Source organism: Pseudonocardia kunmingensis (genome assembly GCF_006716445.1).
GTDB lineage: Bacteria > Actinomycetota > Actinomycetes > Mycobacteriales > Pseudonocardiaceae > Pseudonocardia > Pseudonocardia kunmingensis.
In genome coordinates this window covers 1526816-1546067 of record NZ_VFPA01000002.1, presented here as the reverse complement: position 1 = coordinate 1546067, position 19252 = coordinate 1526816, and the positions used below count along the sequence as shown (strand labels likewise).

At 73.2% G+C, this 19252-nt stretch carries 16 protein-coding genes, 1 pseudogene and 1 riboswitch; of the genes and pseudogenes, 7 read left to right on the top strand and 10 right to left on the bottom strand.

The window, feature by feature from the left end:
• Window positions 1-17: 17 nt before the first annotated feature.
• Complete coding sequence (locus tag FB558_RS22930) at window positions 18-1241, top strand: MFS transporter (RefSeq protein WP_246106677.1); 1224 nt, start codon at window positions 18-20, stop codon at window positions 1239-1241.
• A 17-nt stretch (window positions 1242-1258) separates the two neighbouring features.
• Here the strand turns inward: FB558_RS22930 and FB558_RS22925 are convergent, their stop codons facing one another.
• Together FB558_RS22925 and FB558_RS22920 are read right to left on the bottom strand one after the other, a co-directional pair.
• Window positions 1259-1852, bottom strand: a complete 594-nt coding sequence (locus FB558_RS22925) for a gamma carbonic anhydrase family protein (RefSeq protein ID WP_142056453.1) — start codon at window positions 1850-1852, stop codon at window positions 1259-1261.
• A 53-nt stretch (window positions 1853-1905) separates the two neighbouring features.
• Window positions 1906-3381: a DHA2 family efflux MFS transporter permease subunit gene (locus tag FB558_RS22920; protein WP_142056452.1), complete on the bottom strand. Its 1476-nt coding sequence runs from the start codon at window positions 3379-3381 to the stop codon at window positions 1906-1908.
• A 143-nt stretch (window positions 3382-3524) separates the two neighbouring features.
• Between FB558_RS22920 and FB558_RS44680 the strand changes: the two are divergent.
• Window positions 3525-3884 (top strand): annotated as a pseudogene (locus FB558_RS44680) (SDR family oxidoreductase); the annotation flags it as partial.
• Window positions 3885-3978: 94 nt separating this feature from the next.
• Complete coding sequence (locus FB558_RS44675) at window positions 3979-4353, top strand: Rossmann-fold NAD(P)-binding domain-containing protein (protein ID WP_246106676.1); 375 nt, start codon at window positions 3979-3981, stop codon at window positions 4351-4353.
• A gap of 64 nt (window positions 4354-4417) precedes the next feature.
• On the opposite strand, the gene FB558_RS43350 is transcribed toward FB558_RS44675, so the two are convergent.
• The 3 genes from FB558_RS43350 to FB558_RS22900 all read right to left on the bottom strand — a co-directional run bounded on the left by FB558_RS43350 (window position 4418) and on the right by FB558_RS22900 (window position 6537).
• Window positions 4418-4912, bottom strand: a complete 495-nt coding sequence (locus FB558_RS43350) for a hypothetical protein (protein WP_170231474.1) — start codon at window positions 4910-4912, stop codon at window positions 4418-4420.
• A 103-nt stretch (window positions 4913-5015) separates the two neighbouring features.
• Entirely contained in the window at window positions 5016-6008 is a 993-nt protein-coding gene (locus FB558_RS22905) for a hypothetical protein (protein ID WP_142056451.1), read from the bottom strand.
• On the bottom strand, window positions 6001-6537 hold the full coding sequence (locus FB558_RS22900; RefSeq protein WP_142056450.1) for an RNA polymerase sigma factor: 537 nt from the start codon (window positions 6535-6537) through the stop codon (window positions 6001-6003). Before FB558_RS22900 ends, FB558_RS22905 begins: the two co-directional genes overlap by 8 nt.
• A gap of 252 nt (window positions 6538-6789) precedes the next feature.
• On the opposite strand from FB558_RS22900, the gene FB558_RS22895 reads away from it, so the two are divergent.
• Both FB558_RS22895 and FB558_RS22890 read left to right on the top strand, forming a co-directional pair.
• Window positions 6790-7425, top strand: coding sequence for a DUF47 domain-containing protein (locus FB558_RS22895; protein WP_142056449.1), 636 nt, complete (start codon window positions 6790-6792; stop codon window positions 7423-7425).
• Entirely contained in the window at window positions 7425-8420 is a 996-nt protein-coding gene (locus FB558_RS22890; protein ID WP_142056448.1) for an inorganic phosphate transporter, read from the top strand. The genes FB558_RS22895 and FB558_RS22890 overlap by 1 nt, the downstream gene beginning before the upstream one ends.
• A gap of 8 nt (window positions 8421-8428) precedes the next feature.
• Here FB558_RS22890 and FB558_RS22885 read toward each other — a convergent pair whose 3' ends face one another.
• A complete protein-coding gene (locus FB558_RS22885) occupies window positions 8429-9820 on the bottom strand; it encodes an MFS transporter (RefSeq protein WP_142056447.1) in 1392 nt (463 codons plus the stop codon).
• Between the two features lie 108 nt (window positions 9821-9928).
• On the opposite strand from FB558_RS22885, the gene FB558_RS22880 reads away from it, so the two are divergent.
• Window positions 9929-10177: a hypothetical protein gene (locus tag FB558_RS22880; RefSeq protein WP_142056446.1), complete on the top strand. Its 249-nt coding sequence runs from the start codon at window positions 9929-9931 to the stop codon at window positions 10175-10177.
• Between the two features lie 97 nt (window positions 10178-10274).
• Window positions 10275-11768 carry an HNH endonuclease gene (locus tag FB558_RS22875; RefSeq protein WP_211366739.1) on the top strand — a complete coding sequence of 498 codons (1494 nt, stop codon included), beginning with the start codon at window positions 10275-10277 and terminating at the stop codon, window positions 11766-11768.
• Here FB558_RS22875 and metH read toward each other — a convergent pair.
• From metH to FB558_RS22855, 4 genes are all read right to left on the bottom strand, one after another.
• Window positions 11665-15270 (bottom strand): methionine synthase, encoded by a 3606-nt coding sequence (gene metH / locus FB558_RS22870; protein ID WP_142056444.1) that lies wholly within the window; start codon window positions 15268-15270, stop codon window positions 11665-11667. The two genes, FB558_RS22875 and metH, sit on opposite strands and share 104 nt — an antisense overlap.
• 19 nt (window positions 15271-15289) lie before the next feature.
• Window positions 15290-15366: riboswitch (S-adenosyl-L-homocysteine riboswitch) on the bottom strand.
• Between the two features lie 138 nt (window positions 15367-15504).
• Window positions 15505-15990, bottom strand: a complete 486-nt coding sequence (locus FB558_RS22865; protein ID WP_142056443.1) for a hypothetical protein — start codon at window positions 15988-15990, stop codon at window positions 15505-15507.
• Window positions 15987-18488, bottom strand: a complete 2502-nt coding sequence (locus FB558_RS22860) for a molybdopterin oxidoreductase family protein (RefSeq protein WP_142056442.1) — start codon at window positions 18486-18488, stop codon at window positions 15987-15989. Before FB558_RS22860 ends, FB558_RS22865 begins: the two co-directional genes overlap by 4 nt.
• Before the next feature lie 97 nt (window positions 18489-18585).
• Window positions 18586-19218: a GntR family transcriptional regulator gene (locus FB558_RS22855; RefSeq protein ID WP_170231473.1), complete on the bottom strand. Its 633-nt coding sequence runs from the start codon at window positions 19216-19218 to the stop codon at window positions 18586-18588.
• Window positions 19219-19252 lie beyond the last annotated feature (34 nt).

Sequence of the window (19252 nt, the reverse complement as noted above, 5' to 3'; positions counted from 1 at the left end):
CGCGACGGGGCCGTCCGGTGAGTGGTGGCCTCGTCGAACCGACGCAGCGCGTCTCGCGCGCGTGGATCGCCCGCTTCGCCCTGGCCTGGATCGGGCTGTACGCAGGCCTGTTCGGGCCGTTGCAGGTCCTGCTGCCCCAGCAGGTCGAGGCGCTGGCACCGGAGGCCAAGGAGGCGGCGCTGGCGCTCGTGCTCGGGGCCGGCGCCGCGTGCTCGCTGGTCGCGAACCCGCTGTTCGGCGCCCTCTCGGACCGCACCCGCTCGCGGTGGGGGCGGCGCAGACCGTGGATCGCGCTCGGCTTCGCGGGCGGGGCCGCGGCGATCGTGCTGCTCGCCGCGGCACCGGCCATCCCGCTGGTCGTGCTGGGCTGGTGCGGCGTGCAGACCTTGCTCAACGCGCCGTTCGCCGCCCTGTCCGCCGCGGTGCCCGACCAGGTGCCCGCCGCCCAGCGGGGCACCGCCGCCGGCTACCTCGGACTCGCGTTCGTGGTGGGCGTCGGCTGCGGCACCGGGCTGGCGGTGCTCGGGGGCGCGACCGCCACCGGGTACCTCCTCTGTGCGGCGTTCGCCCTCGTCAGCTGCCTGCCCTACCTCCTGGGAGGCCGCTCGGGCCGGCCCGGACCGGCCGAGCCGTGGCGGTGGGGCTCCTTCCTGCGCGGGTTCTGGATCGACCCCGTGCGCCACCCGGACTTCGGGTGGGGCTGGCTGACCCGGTTCCTGATCAACCTCGGCAACGCGGTCGTGCTGCTGTACCTGTTCTTCTTCCTCTCCGACGTGGTCGGTCTGGCCGATCCCGCCGCCGGCGTGCTCGTCCTCACCGCCGTCTACTCGGTGGCGGTCCTCGGCTCCGTCCTCGTGGCGGGGGTCCTGTCGGACCGCGTCGGGCGCCGTCGGGTGTTCGTCACCGCCGGTGGCGTGCTCATGGCGGCCGCAGCGGTGCTGATCGCGGCGTGGGCGAGCTGGCCGGGCGCCCTGGTGGCCGCAGTGGTGCTGGGGATCGGGTTCGGCACCTACAGCTCGGTGGACTTCGCCCTGCTCACCCAGCTGCTGCCCTCGGCGCGGGACCGGGGCAAGGACCTCGGCGTGCTCAACATCGCGAGCTCCCTGCCCCAGGTGCTCGCGCCCGCGATCGCGGCGCCGATCGTCACCGGGCTCGGCGGCTACACGGCGCTCTACCTGGTGGCGGCGGGCATCGAGGTGGCCGGTGCCCTGCTGGTCTACCGGATCCGCTCGGTGCGGTAGCGCTCAGCGCTCACCGCTCACGTGAGGTCGCGGTCGTCGCGGTGCGCGCCGTAGAACTCGGTCTGCCGGGCCATCACGGTGCGCATGCCGGTGCCGCGGGGAACGCCGTAGACGGTGCCCGGGAAGTCGAGCTCGCGCTGGACCTCCCACAGCTCGTCGTGCCGGTCGGGCGCGAACAGCCGCGCCGGGTCGCCCACGGCGACCCACCCGATCGGCACGACGGTGCCGGGAGCGAGCCGGGACCGCACGTGCAGCACGCTGTGGATCCGCAGCTCGCTGCCTCCCCCGGCGACGGCGCCGGGGAAGAGCGCCGCACCGGTGGCGATGAACACCTCGTCCTCGACGGTGGCACCGTTGACGTGGGCGTGCGGCCCCACCAGCACGGCATCGCCGAGCACGGCGGGGTGCGCGGCCCGGCCCCGGACGAGGGCGTTCTCCATCACGACGACGTCGTCGCCGACGCGGACCTCGCCGTCCTCGGCCGTGAGCACCGCGCCGTGCAGCACGCGCGCCCGCTCCCCCAGCACGACCGCCCCGCACACCACGGCCGACGGCGCGACGTAGGCCGACTCCGGCACGGTCGGCCGCCGGCCGCGATGCTCGAGGATCATGGGCACCGAGGGCAGCGGCGCCGGGCCCGGATCCTGCTGCGCCGGCCTGCCGGTCAGTGCACCGCGGGCCCAGCCGTGGAGGCCGAGCCGCGGATGAGGAACGCCCCCACGATCGCGAGCAGCGACAGCGACGCTGCCACGAGGAACGCGGCGTGCACACCACCGGCGGTCTGCTCGACCAGCGACACCCCCTCGGCGGCGAGCGCCGACGAACGGACGCTCAGCACGCTCACCAACAGCGCCACCCCGGCGGCGCCGGCCAGCTGCTGCGTGGTGCCGAAGATCGCGCTGCCGTAGGAGTACAGGTGCGGCGGCACCGCGCCGAGCCCCGCGGTGAACAGCGGGGTGAAGACGAACGCCAGCCCGATGCTCAGCAGCAGGTGGAAGCCCAGGACCTGCAGCATCGAGCTCCCCGACGTGAACAGCGTGGTGGACCACAACGCCGCGCTCGTGGCGATCGTGCCGGGCACGAGCAGGGCCCGCGCGCCGAACCGGTCGTACAGGCGCCCGACGACCGGGCCGAGCACCCCCATGAGCAGGCCGCCCGGGAGGAGCAGCAGGCCGGTGGTGAGCGGGGCGAGCATCAGCACGTTCTGCAGGTAGATCGGCAGCAGCACCACGGTACCCAGCAGCGTGGCCATCATCAGCATCATCATCGCGCTGGCGACGGTGAACGTGCGCGCCCGGAACGTGCGCAGGTCGAGCAGGGCCCGCTCGCTGCGCTGGAGCACGAGCTGCCGGGCGACGAACGCCACCAGCCCGGCGATGCCGACGACGAACGCGGCCCACAGCACGACCGGCGACGCGCCCTCGGCCGAGTGCCCCACACTGCTCAGCCCGTACACCAACCCGCCGAAGCCGAGCGCCGCGAGCACGACCGACGGCACGTCGATCGGGGCGGACGTGGACTCGCCGACGTTCGAGATGCGCCGCAGGCCCAGCAGCAGGGCGGCGAGCGCGATGGGCAGGACCAGCCAGAACATGTAGCGCCAGCCGAGGATGCTCAGCACGACGCCGGACACCGTGGGCCCGATGGCGGGCGCGACCGAGATGACGATCGAGATGTTGCCCATCACGGCCCCGCGCCGAGCGGGCGGCACGAGCGTCATGACGGTGGTCATCAGCAGCGGCAGCATGATCGCCGTGCCGCCGGCCTGGATGACGCGGCCCGCGAGCAGGACCGTGAAGCCCGGCGCGACCGCGGCGATCAACGTGCCGGTGCTGAAGAGAATCATGGCCGCGCCGAACAGGGTGCGCGTGGGGATCCGGCGGATCAGGAAACCCGTGATCGGGATGACCACGGACATCGTGAGCAGGAAGCCCGCGGTGAGCCACTGGCCCACGGCGGCGTCCACCCCCAGGTCGACCATGAGGACCGGCAGCGCGACACTCATGATCGTCTCGTTGAGGATGACGACGAACGAGGACACCAGCAGGACCCCGATCACCAGGCGATCGCGGGCGCTCAGCCGCCCCGTGGCGTCGGGGCTGCTCGACGCGCGGTCGAGCACGTCGGACGGGTCGTTCACGGTGTCCCCCAGGATCTCCGGTCGTGGTCGGCCGGTGGGCCTCGACCACTGGTAGCGGAATGTAGGGACTAGGACCGACAGAACGCTCAGGATTAATCCCTGGACCCGATGAGGCGACCGTCACGTCCTCGTAGGCTCGTCGCATGATGCTGGTGGCCGGCGCGACCGGCAACGTGGGGCGTGAGGTCGTTCGCGAGCTGCGGGCCCGCGAGGTGCCCGTGCGCGCGCTGGCCCGCAGCGCGGGCGCACCGATCGAGGGCGCGGAACGAGTGCTCGGCGACCTCGAACGTCCGGAGACCCTGCGCCCCGCTCTCGAGGGCGTCAGCGGCATGTTCCTGCTCCCCGGCTACCGGAGCACACCCGAGCTGCTGGCCGCGGCGCACGACGCCGGCGTCGCCCGCGTCGTGCTGCTGTCGGGCGGCTCCGCCGCGGGCGGGGACCGCGGCAACGCCATCTCGGCCTACATGATCGCCACGGAGGAGGCGCTGCGCGCGTCCGGCCTGCGGTGGACGATCCTGCGTCCGGCCGGCTTCATGTCCAACACGCTCGAGTGGGCGCCGCAGCTGCGCGCCGGGGACGTCGTACGGGGCCCGTTCGGTGGCGTCGCGCGTCGCGATGATCGACCCGGCGGACATCGCGGCCGTCGCCGCCACCGCCCTCGTGGCGGACGGACACGAGGGGCGGGTGTACGCGCTCTCCGGGCCGGAGTCGCTGCTGCCCGCGGACCGGGTCCGCGTGCTCGGCGAGGTGCTCGGGCGCGACCTGCGGTTCGAGGCGCAGTCCGACGACGAGGCGTGGACGGAGATGACCGCGCGGATGCCCGAGCCCTACGTGCGCGCGTTCTTCGACTTCTACGTCGACGGCGCCCTCGACGAGTCGCCGGTGCTGCCCACCGTCGAGGAGGTCACGGGCCGCCCGCCACGGACGTTCGCCGACTGGGCACGGGCCCACGCCGACGCGTTCCGGAGCTGAACGCGACACCCGGCGCACCCCACGCTCGCCCGCGGCGCGGCGAAGGCCCGGGCGACGCGTTCGGTCAGCCGCCCGGCCCGGCCGGCTCCGCGGCGCCGCCCTCCCCTCCGCTCGATCCCGGTGCAGGTGCCCCGTCGTACCGGCCGGTGCAGGTCCGTTCGGGGGCGGCCGGGCCGGCACCGGCGGCGGGCGCGCCGTCGGGTGGGGCCGGGTCCGGGCCGAGGACGGTGACCCCGACCTCGCCGTCGCCGTCGCCGTCCAGCACGGCGGCGAGCGCCGCCACGAGCTCGTCCACCAGGTCCGACCCGGGCTCGGGACGGGTCGGGTCGGCGGCGGGGGTGCCGCCCGGGACGAAGCCGGCTTCCGCCAGCTCCTGCCGCAACGCCTCCTCGTCGGCGCCCGGGACGCCGGCGAGATCGTCGGCGAGTGCCTGCGCGTCGACCTCCCACCGTGCGGCCTGCTCGCACGGCTCGGGCTGCGCGACCGGCACCGACGCGGTGACGCCGAGCACGGCCGAGCCCACGAGGCCCGCGATGACGGTGACCAGTGCAGCGGCCATGGTGCCCACCACTCCTCGATGCCGGGCTCCAGGACGTCCGGCCGGTCCCGAACGCTAGTGCCCCCACGTCCCGCATTGGGCCGTTCCGCGAAGCCCGCGACCCTCATCCGGCGGGCGGCACCCCCAGCGCGTCGGCCACGCCCCAGCTGACGGTGCTGCCGCTGCCGGGCGCGCCGGTGCGTTCCCCGCTCATCCGGCCGGAGGCCGGGTCGACCAGCAGCTCGTAGCGCTGCCTCGCCCCGTCGGCGTCCCACTCCACGCCCAGCACGCCCCGCCGGCCGCCGTCCTCGAGGTGCGCCCGAATGCCGGGCACCCGGTCGAGCGCGGCGTAGAGAGCGGCGCGCAGGTCGGCGGGCACGGCGGTCCTGCGCAGCAACGACGCCACGGCGACCAGGGCCGCGTGGTCGGGAGCGTCCGGGTACGGGGCGGCGCGGCGGACGACGTCCGACTGCAGCAGCGCGGCCAGGGCATCGGGGTCGCGCGGCAGCCCGGCCAGGAACTCCTGGCTCGGCTGCTGCCAGCTGTCCCCGCGGGGGCCGAAGTACTCGCCGGACGCGGAACGCAGCTCCCCGACCTCGCTGTCCGGGCTGCCCCGCAGCAGCCACGTGCCGGAGCGGTCGTGCGGGATCCACTCCTGCAGGAACGGCCCGGCGGCGTACTCCGTGCGGCGGTAGAGGTACTGGCCGGGGGCGACGTCGAGGTCGGACGCGTGCCGGCCGAGCTCCGCCGCGGGCACGGGCACACCGTCGACCGGTGGCGCCGGTGGCGCCGCCGGCACGGGCGAGGCCGCCGGCGCAGCCCCGCCGCCGGAGGTCACCGCGGCGACGCCGGACACCGTGGCGACCACGGCGGCCGCGGCCGCAGCGGCGGCCAACCAGCGGAACGCGCGGCCCCCAGGAGCCGGCCTCCCCCGCGGCACCGCCCGCTCGGCGGCCCCCGCCGGGAACGCGGCACCGACCCCGACGTCACCCGCGGTGCCGGTGACCCGTCGACGCAGCCGACGCAGGGTGGCCGCGTCCGGTCCGGCGTCGGCGCGGAACCCGGCCAGGGCCGCGTCGAGCTCGTTCTCGCTCCAGATCCGCTGCCGATCAGGCATCGTCGTCCTCCCCGGTCGGGCCGCGCAGGGCGCGGCGGGCTCGGTGCAACCGGGACCGGGCCGTGCCCGCGGGGACACCCAGCGCGGCGGCGACCTCGGACGGTTCCAAACCACCCCAGGCCACGAGCAACAGCACGTCCCGCTCGTCGGCCGGCAGCGCCGCCAGACCGCACGCCAGCCGGGCGACCCGCTGCGCGGCGTGCACCCGGGCGATCGCCACCTCGTCGGCGGGATCCGCCACCTCCCGCGGAGCCCGTGCCTGCGCCGCGTACCCACGGACCTCCTGGCGCAGGTGGCGCCGCAGCAGGTTGGTCGCGATCCCGAACAGCCAGGCCCGCTCGCTCCCCCGCCGCGGGTCGAACCGGCTGCGGGTGGCGGCCAGGAACGTCTCGGCGACCAGGTCCTCGGCGTCGTGCGACCCGACGCGGCGGGCGAGGTAGCGGTGCAGCCCCGGCGCGTGGGTGTCGAAGAGGACACCCAGCGCCCGCGCTGCGGGAGCAGGCGCGGGATCGCCCGCCTCGTCGGACATCGTCACACCCCCTACTTGCCCGCAGCGCAGATGAGCGTTCGCGATGATCACCGCGAGCGCGGTTCCGCCGCCGCGGCCGACGCCGAATGTCGCACGTCCGGCGGGACGCGGCCGCCACCACCGGATCGGCGCCCGAGGTGGAGCGCGCCCGGCCGTGCCGGTCGTCGACACCCGCCATCGCCGCCCCGATCACGTCCCGCCGGCCCGGCGGGGCAGCCGAGTCGATGCGGCCGAGTGGGGTACAACCTGCGGATGGCCTTCAGGTTGACGCCACATGAACGCGGCTTCTACCCGCTGTTCACGCGCGCAGCGGAGAACATCGTGCGCGCCGCGGACGACCTCGCGCTCCTGGTCGCGGCCGCGCCCGAAGACCGTCCACCGCTCGCGACGCGCGTCAAGGACGCCGAGAACGCCGGCGACGAGGTGACCCACGAGATCCTCGTGAAGCTCAACCAGACGTTCGTGACGCCGTTCGACCGCGAGGACATCTACCGGCTCACCTCCTCCCTGGACGACGTGGTCGACTTCATGGAGGAGGCCGCCGACCGGATCGTGCTCTACCGGCTCGAGGAACTCCCGCCCGGGATGCGCACGCAGGTCGACGTGCTGCGCCGGGCCGCCGCCGCCACCGCGGAGGCGATGCCGAGGCTCGCCACGATGGCGGAGCTGCGCGAGTACTGGGTGCACGTCAACTCGCTGGAGGACGAGGGCGACGTGGCCTACCGCGCACTGCTGGCCGACCTGCTCGCCCCGCCGGAGGGCGCGCCCGCGCTCGACGTCCTCACCATCCTCAAGCTCAAGGAGGTCGTCGAGGTGCTCGAGGAGGCCGCGGACGCCTTCGAACACGTGGCCAACACCGTCGAGAGCATCGCCGTGAAGGAGTCCTAGTGCTCCTCGCCACGATCGTCGTGGTGATCGCGGTCGCGCTCGTCTTCGACTACACCAACGGCTTCCACGACGCCGCCAACGCGATCGCCACCTCCGTCGCGACGCGGGCACTCGCCCCGCGCACCGCGCTCGCCATGGCCGCGGTCATGAACCTCATCGGCGCGTTCCTCGGGACCGAGGTCGCCTCCACCGTCGGCAGCGGCATCATCGACGCCCCGCAGGGGATGTCCGGTCTGATCGTGGTGCTCTCCGCGCTCGTCGGCGCCATCACCTGGAATCTGATCACCTGGTGGTTCGGGCTGCCGTCCTCGTCGTCGCACGCGCTCATCGGCGGCCTCGTCGGCGCCGCGCTCGCCTCGGCCGGCGCCGTGCAGTGGGACGGCGTGCTGGCGAAGGTCGTGATCCCGATGGTGCTCTCCCCCCTCGTCGGGTTCGCACTGGCCGCGCTCGTGATGCTCACGCTGTTGTGGATCTTCCGCAACGGTCGCCCGCGCCGGCTCTCCACCGGGTTCCGGCACGCGCAGACCGTCTCGGCCGCGGCCATGGCGCTCGGACACGGTCTGCAGGACGCCCAGAAGACGATGGGCGTGATCGTGCTCGCGCTCGTCGTCGGCGGCTACCACGAGGGCTTCGAGGTCCCCTGGTGGGTCGTGCTGATCTCCGCGGGCGCGCTGTCGGCCGGCACCTACGCAGGCGGCTGGCGGATCATGCGCACGCTCGGCAGGCGGATCATCGACCTGGACCCGCCGCGCGGCTTCGCCGCCGAGGTCACGGCGTCAGCGGTGCTGTACACCACCGCGTTCGCGTTCGCCGCGCCGATCTCGACGACGCAGACGATCACCTCGTCGATCCTCGGCGTAGGCGCCACCAAACGCCTCTCCGCGGTGCGCTGGGGCGTCGCCGGGAACATCGCGGTGGCCTGGGTCCTCACCATCCCGATGGCGGCGCTCGCCGCGGCCGTCGCCTTCTGGGTGCTGCACGCGATCGCGGTCTGACCCACCGGTCACACCCCCGCGGCGAGGGCCGGCTCCCTGGTGACCGCCGTCGTCGGACCGACGGCGGGCTCACCCAGGTAATGACGCGAGAGCCGCCGGTAGTGGCGAGTGCCGAAGGCGGCGAGGGTGAGCACCAGGCCCAGCACCCCCGCGATCGTGAACAACAGCGCGAGGCCCCGCTCCGGTCCCGTCCCGAACCACGGGCCGAGCACCTGCGCCCCGACGCCGGTCGTCATGAACGGGATGAACACGAACTGCGCGACCGGGCTGATCAGGAACGCGGTCAACGGCGACGCGGCCTGCTCCACGCTCTGCGCGAAGCCGAACACCCGGCCCTGCCGCTCGAACGGCACGACCTTCTGCAACACGGTCTGCTCCGACGCCTCCACGTAGGGCATCACGCACATGTAGAGGAACATCCCGACCGCGAGCAGGACGATCGACGAGCGCAGCGCGAAGACGCTGCAGATCGCCCACAGGACGAGGTTCGCCAGCAGCAACGCCCGCAGCGGGTTCGAGCCGAGCCCGCGGCGGCTGATCACCAGGCCGCCCGCGATGACACCGGTGCTGAGCACGCCCCACAGCAACCCCCACGCCTCGACGGACACGAGCGAGAGACCGTAGGGGTCCATCAGGGCCATGAACACGCCGCCGAGGAAGTTGTTGATCGTCGAGAACACGATCAGCCCGAGCAGCCCCGGCATCGAGGCGACCAGCGCGATCGTGCCGCGCAGATCGATCCGGCTCCCGCTGCCGGAAGTACCCGCCGGGCGCTCCTCGGGGAAGGTCAGCCCGGCGAGGTGCACGATCACGGCGCCGGTCGCCACGACGGCCAGCAGCAACACCGCGGTCATCCCGGCCATGCCGATCAGGAGGCCGCTGATCACGGAGGTGACCAGGAACGACACGCCTGAGGTCGTCCCCACCAGCCCGTTGGCGCGATCCCGGCGACCCTCCGGGACCAACAGCGTCACCACCGTGGACAACGCGATCCCCCGGACGTTCCCGACGATCACGCCGCCCATCAGCAGCAGGACGAACACCCACAGCACGGGGCTCGCGGGATCGCGAAAGGCCGCCGGACCCGCGGCCGTGTGCACGGCCAGGCTCGCCGCGTACAGCAGCAACGATCCGGTGCTGGAAGCCAGCATCACGGTGCGCTTGCGGTGGTGGTCGACGAGGCTGCCGAACCACACACCCGACACGGCGGTGAACCCGAGGAAGATGCCGGCGATGATCCCGGTGGCGAACACCGAGTGGGTCTCGAGGTAGACGAAGAACGTCACGGCGAACCACACGGTGAAGTTCACCGTCGACGCCACGAGCGTGTTGGCGAGGGCGTGGTGGAAGGTGCCCCGGGGCGCGCCGGAGGTCGTCCCGTTGTGGCTCGAGGCGGTCATGCCGGTGGAGACCCCGGCCGACCCGCCGAACTCATCGGAGCAACCGTCCCGACACGCGCTCACGCTGTGTGGTGGATCTCGGGCTGGGCCATCCGGTTGAATGACGCCGTGCGGCACCACCGCCCCCGTGACGAGGAGCCGGGCGGCCCGCTCGCGGGCGGCACCGGCGAGTGGCCGCTGCCGCCAGACGCCGCCGACGACCTGTCGCCCGGTGAGCTGTGGGACGTCGGAGGTCCCGGCAGTGCCTCGGCAGCGGCCCGCGGATGCCTGTGTCCGCGGCTGCCCAACGACCCGCGCGCCGGCCTGGGACGGCTCATCGCGCCGGACTGCCCGGTGCACCGCTCACGCTCGGAGTGACCGGCGTCGGCGGCGATCGATGCACCTCGGGTCGCGTCCATCCACAGGTCCGCGTGATCGGAACCGGATTCCGGTGCGCGCGCCTAGCGTCGCAGGCGTGTTCGAGGCGAGGGATGCGCACTCTGCAGCCGGGACGGGGCCTGCCGTCCCGGTGGACGCCCGCGTCGTCGCCGGCTGGGTCGCTCGCCTCGGCGTGCTCGACACCGAGGTCCCCGACGCGGAGCGGGTGGACCAGCTCCGCGCCCTCGAAGAGTTGAAGGCCGCCGCCGCCGCGGCGCAGGCTCGCATCGCCCTCGACCTGGACACCTCCCAGCGCGCCGCACAGGCAGCCGCGGGTGTTCCCGCGAACCAGCGAGGACGGGGAGTGGCGGCGCAGATCGCGCTCGCGCGGCGCGAGTCCGCATTCCGGGGTGCCCGGCACCTCGGACTGGCGAAAGTCCTGGTCAACGAGATGCCGCACACCCTGGCCGCGCTCGAGCGCGGCCTCATCTCGGAGTGGCGGGCCACCCTCCTCGCCCGGGAGACCGCGTGCTTGTCCCTCGAACACCGCCGCCTCGTGGACGCCCGTCTCGCCGCGGACCCTTCCGTCCTGGACGGGTGGGGAGACCGGCAGCTGATCGCGGAGATCCAGAAGATGGCGTGCGAACTCGACGTCGCGTCGGTCGCCCGTCGCCGCGCCCGCGCCGAGTCCGAGAGGCGGGTCACCTGTCGGCCCGCACCGGACGCCATGGCGCTGCTGTCCGGGTTGCTGCCCGCCGCCCGTGGGATCGCCGTGTGGGTCGCGCTGCGCCGCGAAGCGGATTCCCGCATCGCTCACGGCGATGGCCGCACCCGCGGGCAACTCATGGCCGACATCCTCGTCGAACGCGTCACCGGACAGGCCGACGCAGCCGCGGTCCCCGTCGAGATCCACCTGGTCATGACCGACTGCAGCCTCCTCGGCGACGACAGCCGCGACAGCGACGGCGACGGCGACGACAACGGCGACGACAACGGCGACGAGGACCCCGACATGTCGGCGCACCTGGCCGAGTACGGGCCCATCCCCGCCGGACTGGCCCGCAGGCTCGCGGTCTCCGCTGCCGAGGCCGAGACGGCATGGCTGCGCCGGCTCTACACCGCGCCCGGCGTCGACGAGCTCGTCGGGATGGACTCGACCAGGCGAACCTTCCCGCCCGGCCTCGCCCGGTTCATCCGCATCCGCGACCAGTTCTGCCGCACCCCGTGGTGCGGCGCCCCGATCCGGCACATCGACCACGCCCTCCCCCACGGACGGGGCGGGGCCACGTCGGAGCGGAACGGCGAGGGGCTGTGCGAACAGTGCAACTACGACCGGCAGGCACCCGGGTGGGACGCTCGCGCCGGCACCGGTTCGCGCCACACCCTGCAGATCACCACGCCCACCGGCCACACCTACATCACGACCGCGCCCCGCCCACCCGGCGATCCCTCCCGGACGCGCCGCCGCGGTCCACGCCGCAGACGTGCTAGTCCAGGTTCGGCCGGAGCCAGTTCTCCACCTCGGAGACCGGGAGCCGCCGGCGGTCCGCGTAGTCCCGGACCTGATCCGAACCGATCCGACCCACCGTGAAGTAGCGCGACTCCGGGTGGGCGAAGATGAGCCCGCTGACGCTTGCCGCCGGGGTCATCGCGAACGACTCCGTGAGCTGCATGCCGACCCGCTCGGCTCCCAGCAGCGTGAACAGCTCATGCTTGAGGCTGTGGTCCGGGCTCGCCGGATATCCGAGCGCAGGCCGGATCCCGCGGAACCGCTCGGCGTGCAGGTCCTCCATGGCCGGGTCGGCGTCGGGCTCGAACCAGGCGCGCCGGGCCTGCAGATGGACGTGCTCGGCGAATGCCTCGGCGAGCCGGTCCGCCAGAGCCTTGACCATGATCGCCCGGTAGTCGTCGTGCTCGGCCTCGTACCGCGCGGCCAGGTCGTCGGCCCCGTGGACCGCCACCGCGAACCCACCGAGATGGTCGTCCGAGGGCGCGATGTAGTCGGCGAGGCAGCGGTTGGCCCGGCCCTCCGGCTTGACGGTCTGCTGGCGCAGCATCGGGAAGCGGACGCCTGCCTCACCGGACACGACGATGTCGTCGCCCTCGGAGTGCGCGGGCCAGAACCCGTACACGCCCCGGGCGCTGAGCGTGCCCTGCGCGATGATCTCGTCGAGCAGCCGGTTGCCGTCGTCGAATAGTTCTCGGGCGGCCGGCTGATCGAGGATCGCCGGGTACTTGCCCTTGAGCTCCCACGCGAGGAAGAAGAACTGCCAGTCGATCATCTCGCGTAGCTCGTCGAGGGCCGGGGTGACGGTGCGACTACCGGTGAACAGCGGAACCGGGATGTCGTCGAACGGCACCTGCTCGCGGTTGGCGCGAGCCTGCGCGAGCGGCAGCTTCGGACGCTGCTGCCGGCCGGCGTGCTGCACGCGCAGTCGCTCCTGCTCGGCGCGGTTGGCGATGTCGAGCTGTTCCGCCCGTTCCGGGTCGAGGAGGTCGGACACCACGCCCGTGACGCGCGACGCGTCGAGCACGTGCACGGTGCTCGCGTCGTACTCCGGCGCGATCCGCACGGCCGTGTGCTGCCTGGAGGTGGTCGCCCCGCCGATGAGCAGCGGCAGCTTCAACCCGCGGCGCTGCATCTCCTGCGCCACACCGACCATCTCGTCCAGCGAGGGCGTGATCAACCCGGAGAGCCCGACGGCGTCGGCGCCCTCGGACACGGCAGTGTCGAGCACGACGCTCGCCGGCACCATCACCCCGAGGTCGACGACCTCGTAGTTGTTGCAGGCGAGGACGACCCCCACGATGTTCTTGCCGATGTCGTGCACGTCGCCCTTGACCGTGGCGAGCACGACCTTGCCCTGTCCGCGGCTGACCTCGTCGCGGCCGTCGAGCCGCGCCTGCTCCTTCTCCGCCTCCATGTAGGGCTCCAGGTAGGCGACGGAGCGCTTCATCACCCGCGCGCTCTTGACCACCTGCGGCAGGAACATCTTCCCGGCGCCGAACAGATCACCGACCACCTTCATCCCGTCCATCAGCGGGCCCTCGATCACGTCGAGGGGCCGGGCGGCCTGCACCCGTGCCTCCTCGGTGTCGGCTTCGACGAAGTCGACGATCCCGTGCACCAGCGCGTGTGACAGCCGCTGCGCGACCGGGGCGTCGCGCCAGGACAGGTCCACGGTGCGCTTGGTTCCGGAGCCGGTCACCGTGCCTGCGAAGGTGACCAGCCGGTCGGTGGCGTCCTCGCGACGGTCGAAGAGCACGTCCTCGACGAGCTCCAGCAGGTCGGCGGGGATGTCCTCGTAGACCGCGAGCTGCCCCGCGTTGACGATGCCCATGTCCAGCCCGGCCTTGACGGCGTGGAACAGGAACGCCGAGTGGATCGCCTCGCGCACGACGTCGTTGCCGCGGAAGGAGAACGACAGGTTGGAGATGCCCCCGGACACGTGCACACCGGGGCAGCGCTCCTTGATCTGCGGGAGCGCATCGAGGAATGCCTTCGCATAGCCGTTGTGCTCGGCCATGCCGGTGGCGACGGCGAGCACGTTGGGGTCGAAGACGATGTCCTCGGGCGGGAACCCGACCTCCTCGGTGAGCAGCTTGTAGGCGCGCTCGCAGATCGCGACCTTGCGCTCGGCGGTGTCGGCCTGCCCCTTCTCGTCGAACGCCATCACGACGACGCCGGCACCGAACCCGCGGACGTGCCGGGCCTGCTCGAGGAAGGGTTGTTCGCCCTCCTTGAGGCTGATCGAGTTGACGATCCCCTTGCCCTGCACGCATTTCAGCCCGGCCTCGAGCACGCTCCACCGGGAACTGTCGATCATGACCGGCACCCGGGCGATCTCCGGCTCGGTGGCGATCAGGTTGAGGAACCTGGTCATCTCCCGCTCGCTGTCGAGCAGGTCGGCGTCCATGTTGACGTCGATGACGTTCGCGCCGCCGCGCACCTGCTCGAGTGCCACGTCGACCGCGGCCTGGTGGTCGCCGGACTCGATGAGTCGACGGAAGCGCTTCGAGCCGGTGACGTTGGTGCGTTCGCCGATCATCAGGAATCCGGTGTCCGCGCCGATGGTCAGCGGTTCGAGGCCGCTGAACCGGGACGTCGTGGGCCGCGGCGCGACCTCCCTCGGGGCCAGCCCGGCCACCGCGGACGCGAGCCGCTCGATGTGGTCGGGCCCGGTGCCGCAGCACCCGCCCACGACGTTGACCATGCCCGATTCGGCGAACTCGCGGAGCAGCTCGGCGGTCTGTGCGGGGGTCTGGTCGTAGCCGCCGAACGCGTTGGGCAGGCCGGCGTTGGGGTGGCAGGCGACGTAGGTGTCGGCGAAGCGGGCGAGCTCCGCGACGTGGGGACGCATCTCGGCCGCGCCGAGGGAGCAGTTCACGCCGACGACCAGCGGTTCGGCGTGGCGGACGGAGCTCCAGAACGCCTCGACGGTCTGCCCGGACAGGGTGCGGCCGGACAGGTCGACGATGGTCACCGAGATCCACAGCGGCAGGTGCGGCGCGACCTCGTGGGCCGCGGCTACGGCTGCCTTCGCGTTGAGCGTGTCGAAGATCGTCTCGATGAGCAGCAGGTCGACACCGCCCTCGGCAAGCCCGGCGATCTGCTCGGCGTAGCTCGCGCGCACGTCGTCGAAGGACACCGCCCGGTAGGCGGGGTCGTTGACGTCGGGCGAGAGCGAGAGGGTGACGTTGAGGGGGCCGACCGATCCGGCGACGAACCGCCCGCCGGCTTCGTCGGCGGCCTGGCGGGCCAGCTGCGCGCCTCGCACGTTCATCTCGCGCACCGCGGCCTGCATCCCGTAGTCGGCCTGGCCGATGGAGGTGGCGGTGAAGGTGTTCGTGGTGGTGATGTCCGCCCCGGCGGCGAGGTAGCGGCGGTGCCCGTCGAGGACGATGTCGGGGCGAGTCAGGTTGAGCAGGTCGGGGTCGCCGGTGAGGTCGTGGGGGTGGTCGGCGAACCGCTCGCTCCGGTAGTCGGCCGGTGTGAGCCCGGCGCCCTGCAGCATCGTGCCCCACGCGCCGTCGAGTACGGCGATGCGCTGGTCGAACAGCTGCGCAAGCGCCTCCGCACGATGTCCTGACATTCTCTGCACCCGCCCTCCGGAATCGGAGGCGCCCTTGGTGCAGATCCTCCGGGCCGAGCGTGGCGGACATCGTCCGTCGCAGCGCCTCTCGACCCGGCGCCTGAGCCTACCGGGTGGCCGCACGGAGGGGCACACGCCGCCCGGGTGCCGGTGTGACCGCGTTCACCCGGAGCGGTCTGCTCGTGGACGCCCGCGCCACGGTCCGGGCGCACGGGCAGCGGTCCTGACGACCGCTCAGGACGCGATCACCTGGGGCGAGGTCACCTTCAGGTGCGCGTTCGCCCACCGCATGACGCGCAGGGTCTGCGGATGGCAGGCCTGCGCCAGGTCGAGCAGATCGCGTTGCCGCATCGCCTGCGCGGCTTGGGCCAGCAGCTCCCAGTCCAGCGACACGCCGGCGGCCTTGCGGTGCACGCGGCGCAGGTCGGCCAGCAACAACAAGCCGGTCTCGGGTCGCTTGCGCAGTGCCGTGCCCGCCCGCTGGGCGAGGTCGGCGACGACGGGCACCTCCCAGCGCGGCGCCGGGTTCAGCCGCACGCCGTGCTGGTGACCGGCCCCGGCGAGGCGTTGGACGTGGATCTGCGACCACCGCGCGATGTCGCGGGCGACGTGGAAGATCTCCTGGTCGGCGGGATGCCGGTCGGCGACGGCGAGCAGGTCGCGTCCCAGTGAGACCTCCGAGCGGTGCAGCTCGCGCAGCACGAGTCCCAGCTTGCTCATGACGTCGCTCCCCCCGTGCGGGCCGGTTCGGGCCGGCGCTCGAGGGCGCGCCCGTCCGGGCCACCGCGCGTCGCCGGCACGCCCTCGCCGACGGGGCGCGGCGCCCCGGTGGTCGGTGCCGGGGACGGCCCGCTGCCTCCGGCCACGCGCGTCAGCCGCGCCGCGGCCGTCTTGAAGAGGGGCTGTTTGGACACCGGGTCCCAGTCGGTGATCGTGAGCTCGTTGGCGGCGCGGCCCCCGTTCCCGTCCGGACCGGACCCGCTCGAGTCCCAGTAGCCGTAGTGGAACGGGACGAACAGCACGCCGTCGCGGATCCCGCTGATCCGCACCGTGGCCCGTATCGCGCCGCGCGGCGTGGCGACCTCGGCCAGGTCGCCCTCCTGCACGCCGAGGCGGCGTGCGTCGGTCGCCGAGCACTCGACCCACACCTCGGGCGCCGCGGCCTGCAGCTGCGGGGCGCGACCGGTCTTGGTCCGGGTGTGGAAGTGGTAGATCGTCCGTCCGGTGATCAGGACGAACGGGTGCTCGGGGCCGGGTCGCTCGTGCGGCGGCAGGTACTCGGCCGCCTTCAGGATCGCGCGCGCGTGCGGGTTGAGCGCCCGGTACTCGGTCTCCTCCAGGGGTGCCCCGGTGACCATGTCGCGCCCGTAGCTCTCGCAGTAGTCCGGGGCGCTCCAGAACTTCCCGTCGACGTAGAGCCGCTCGGTGCCGTCGGGGTGCTCGGCGTCGCAGGGCCACTGGATGCCCGACGCCGCCTCCCGCAGCTTCGTGTGGCTCAGCCCGGTGTAGTCGCACGGCCTGCCCTCGGTGGACGCCGCCCACGCCGCGAACGCCGACTCGGCGTCGTGCCACTGCGGGAACGGCCGGCCGTCGGCGTCGCGGAAGTCCATCCGGCGGGCGAAGTCGAGGAAGATGTCGAGGTCGGGGCGCGCCTCGCCGGGTGGATCGACCGCCTTCTCCGACAGGTGCACCGTGCGGTCGACGTTGGTGAAGCAGCCCGTCTTCTCGCCCCACGTCGCCGCGGGCAGCACCACGTCGGCCAGCTGGGCCGTCTCGGACAGGAAGATGTCCTGCACCACGAGGAACAACCGGTCCTGGCTCAGGATGTCGCGGATCCGCGTGAGCTCCGGCAGCGAGACCGCCGGGTTGGTGCCGCTCACCCAGAGCATGCCGATGCTGCCCTCCTCGGCGTAGCGGATCATCTGCATGGCGTGGGTGGGCGGGGCCATGTGCGGGATCTGCAGCGGGTCGAGGTTCCAGTGCCGGGCGAGCTCGGCCACGTGCGCGTCGTTGTTCCAGTTGCGGAACCCGGACATGTCCCCGTCGGCGCCGCACTCGCGGGTGTTCTGGGCCGTCGGCTGGCCGTTCATCTGCAGGATCCCGCAGCCGGGCCGGCCGAGCATGCCGCGCACGAGGTTGAGGTTGTTGACCTGGACGGCCGCGGCCGAGGCCTGGTGGGACTGGTAGACGCCCTGCAGCACCGTCGAGAGCAGCCGCTGCGCCCCGCCGAGCACCCGTGCCGCGGCGCGGATCTCCTCGGCGCCGATGCGGCAGGTGCGCGCGACCTCGTCCGGCGGGTAGTCGGCCACCCGCTTCTCCAGCTCGGGGAACCCGACGGTGTGGGCGTCGACGTAGTCGCGGTCGACCCACCCGTTGCGGATGATCTCGTGCAGCAACCCGTTCATCAGGGCGACGTTGGTGCCCGGCAGCGGGGCCAGGTGCACGCCGCCGCTCTCCCGCGCCGCGCGCGCCACCTCGGTGTCCCGCGGGTCGACGCACACGATCTTCGGCGGGTCCTGGCCGGCGAGCCGGTCGAGCATCCGCATCCAGAGCACCGGCTGGGTCTCGGCGACGTTGTGCCCGAACAGCGCGATGACGTCGGCGTGGTCGACGTCGGTGTAGGAGCCGGGTTGGCCGTCGCAGGCGAAGGTCTCCTTGAGCGCGGCGGCGGCGGTGGCCGTGCACAGGCGCGTGTTGCCGTCCATGTGGTTGGTGCCGATCGCGCCGTGCCCGATCGCGGCCTGCGTGTAGTACTCCTCGGCGAACAGCTGGCCGGTCGTGTAGAAGCCGATCGACGACGGCCCGCGCTCGGCGAGCAGCTGCTTCGTGCGGTCCACGACGTGGTCCATCGCGGTGTCCCAGTCGGTCTCGACGAGCCGCCCGTCGCGACGCACCAATGGCCGGGTCAGCCGGTCCGGCGAGGCGTTCGCCTGCCACCCGAACAGGTCCTTCGGGCCGAGGCGCCCGTGGTTGACCCGGTCGTCGGCCCGCCCGCGTACCCCGACGATCCGCCCGTCGCGCACGGCGATGTCGATCGCGTCGCCGTTGGAGTGCAGCAGGGACGCGGTCCGCACCCAGCGCTGCACGTCCTCCTCGGCGACGCCCTCGGCGAGGTGCTGGTCCACGCGGACCGGCCAGCTCCCGCCCGCCGGATAGGGCGTGCGGCTGCCCCACGGCTCGCCGATCGCGTCGCGGCTGGCACTCGGTTCCCGTCGCATGGTGGGCGCGTACCCGGCAGTCGGCGGGTGAACTCGCGCCGTTCCCGCTCCGTGATCCCGGGCGCCGGGCACCGGTAGGACCTGCGCGAACCGGGCGTCAGCGCACGTCGTCCTCGCCCGCCATCTGCAACCGGATCTCCCGCGCGGCCGCCATGTGCTCCTCCGCAATCTTCGCCGCGGCCGCGGCGTCCCGGTCGGTGATCGCCTCGACGAGCCGGGCGTGCTCCTGCAGGGCGGTCGCCCACCGGCCGGCGCGGGTGAGCGTCGTCGCGGGGTAGCGGACGAGGTGGGCGTTCAGGTTCCGGAGCGTGTCGACGAGGGTGGCGTTGTGCCCGGCCGCCCACACCGCCTCGTGGAACCGGCGGTTGGTCTCGGCCATCGCCGCGCCGTCGGTCGCATCGGTCTGCTCCATGAAATCGTGCGCGCGGCGCAGCCGCACGAGGTCGAGCTCCGTGCGCCGGTCGGCGGCCCACCGCGCCGCCGTGGCCTCGAGGGTGATCCGCACGTCGTAGATCTCGAGGATCTCCTCCACGCTGCGGGTCCGCACCCGCATGCCCCGCGCGCCCGGTTCCACGAGCCCGTCCTGCTCGAGGCGGCGCAGCGCCTCCCGCACCGGGGTGCGGCTGGTGCCGTACCGCTGCGCCATCGTCACCTCGACGAGGGGCGCACCCGGCGGGAGCGCGCCGGACACGATGTCCTCCCGGATGCGGGCGTACACCCCAGCCGACACGCACACCTCCCCTCGATCGCATGCAATGGTATCC

Bases quoted from the DNA above. Each gene is read 5' to 3' on its own strand.
- FB558_RS43350 (WP_170231474.1), bottom strand. From the start codon at position 4,912: ATGGCCGCTGCACTGGTCACCGTCATCGCGGGCCTCGTGGGCTCGGCC.
- metH (WP_142056444.1), bottom strand. From the start codon at position 15,270: ATGTCAGGACATCGTGCGGAGGCGCTTGCGCAGCTGTTCGACCAGCGC.
- FB558_RS22905 (WP_142056451.1), bottom strand. From the start codon at position 6,008: ATGCCTGATCGGCAGCGGATCTGGAGCGAGAACGAGCTCGACGCGGCC.
- FB558_RS22860 (WP_142056442.1), bottom strand. From the start codon at position 18,488: ATGCGACGGGAACCGAGTGCCAGCCGCGACGCGATCGGCGAGCCGTGG.
- FB558_RS22925 (WP_142056453.1), bottom strand. From the start codon at position 1,852: ATGATCCTCGAGCATCGCGGCCGGCGGCCGACCGTGCCGGAGTCGGCC.
- FB558_RS22895 (WP_142056449.1), top strand. From the start codon at position 6,790: ATGGCCTTCAGGTTGACGCCACATGAACGCGGCTTCTACCCGCTGTTC.
- FB558_RS22885 (WP_142056447.1), bottom strand. From the start codon at position 9,820: ATGACCGCCTCGAGCCACAACGGGACGACCTCCGGCGCGCCCCGGGGC.
- FB558_RS22900 (WP_142056450.1), bottom strand. From the start codon at position 6,537: ATGTCCGACGAGGCGGGCGATCCCGCGCCTGCTCCCGCAGCGCGGGCG.
- FB558_RS22865 (WP_142056443.1), bottom strand. From the start codon at position 15,990: ATGAGCAAGCTGGGACTCGTGCTGCGCGAGCTGCACCGCTCGGAGGTC.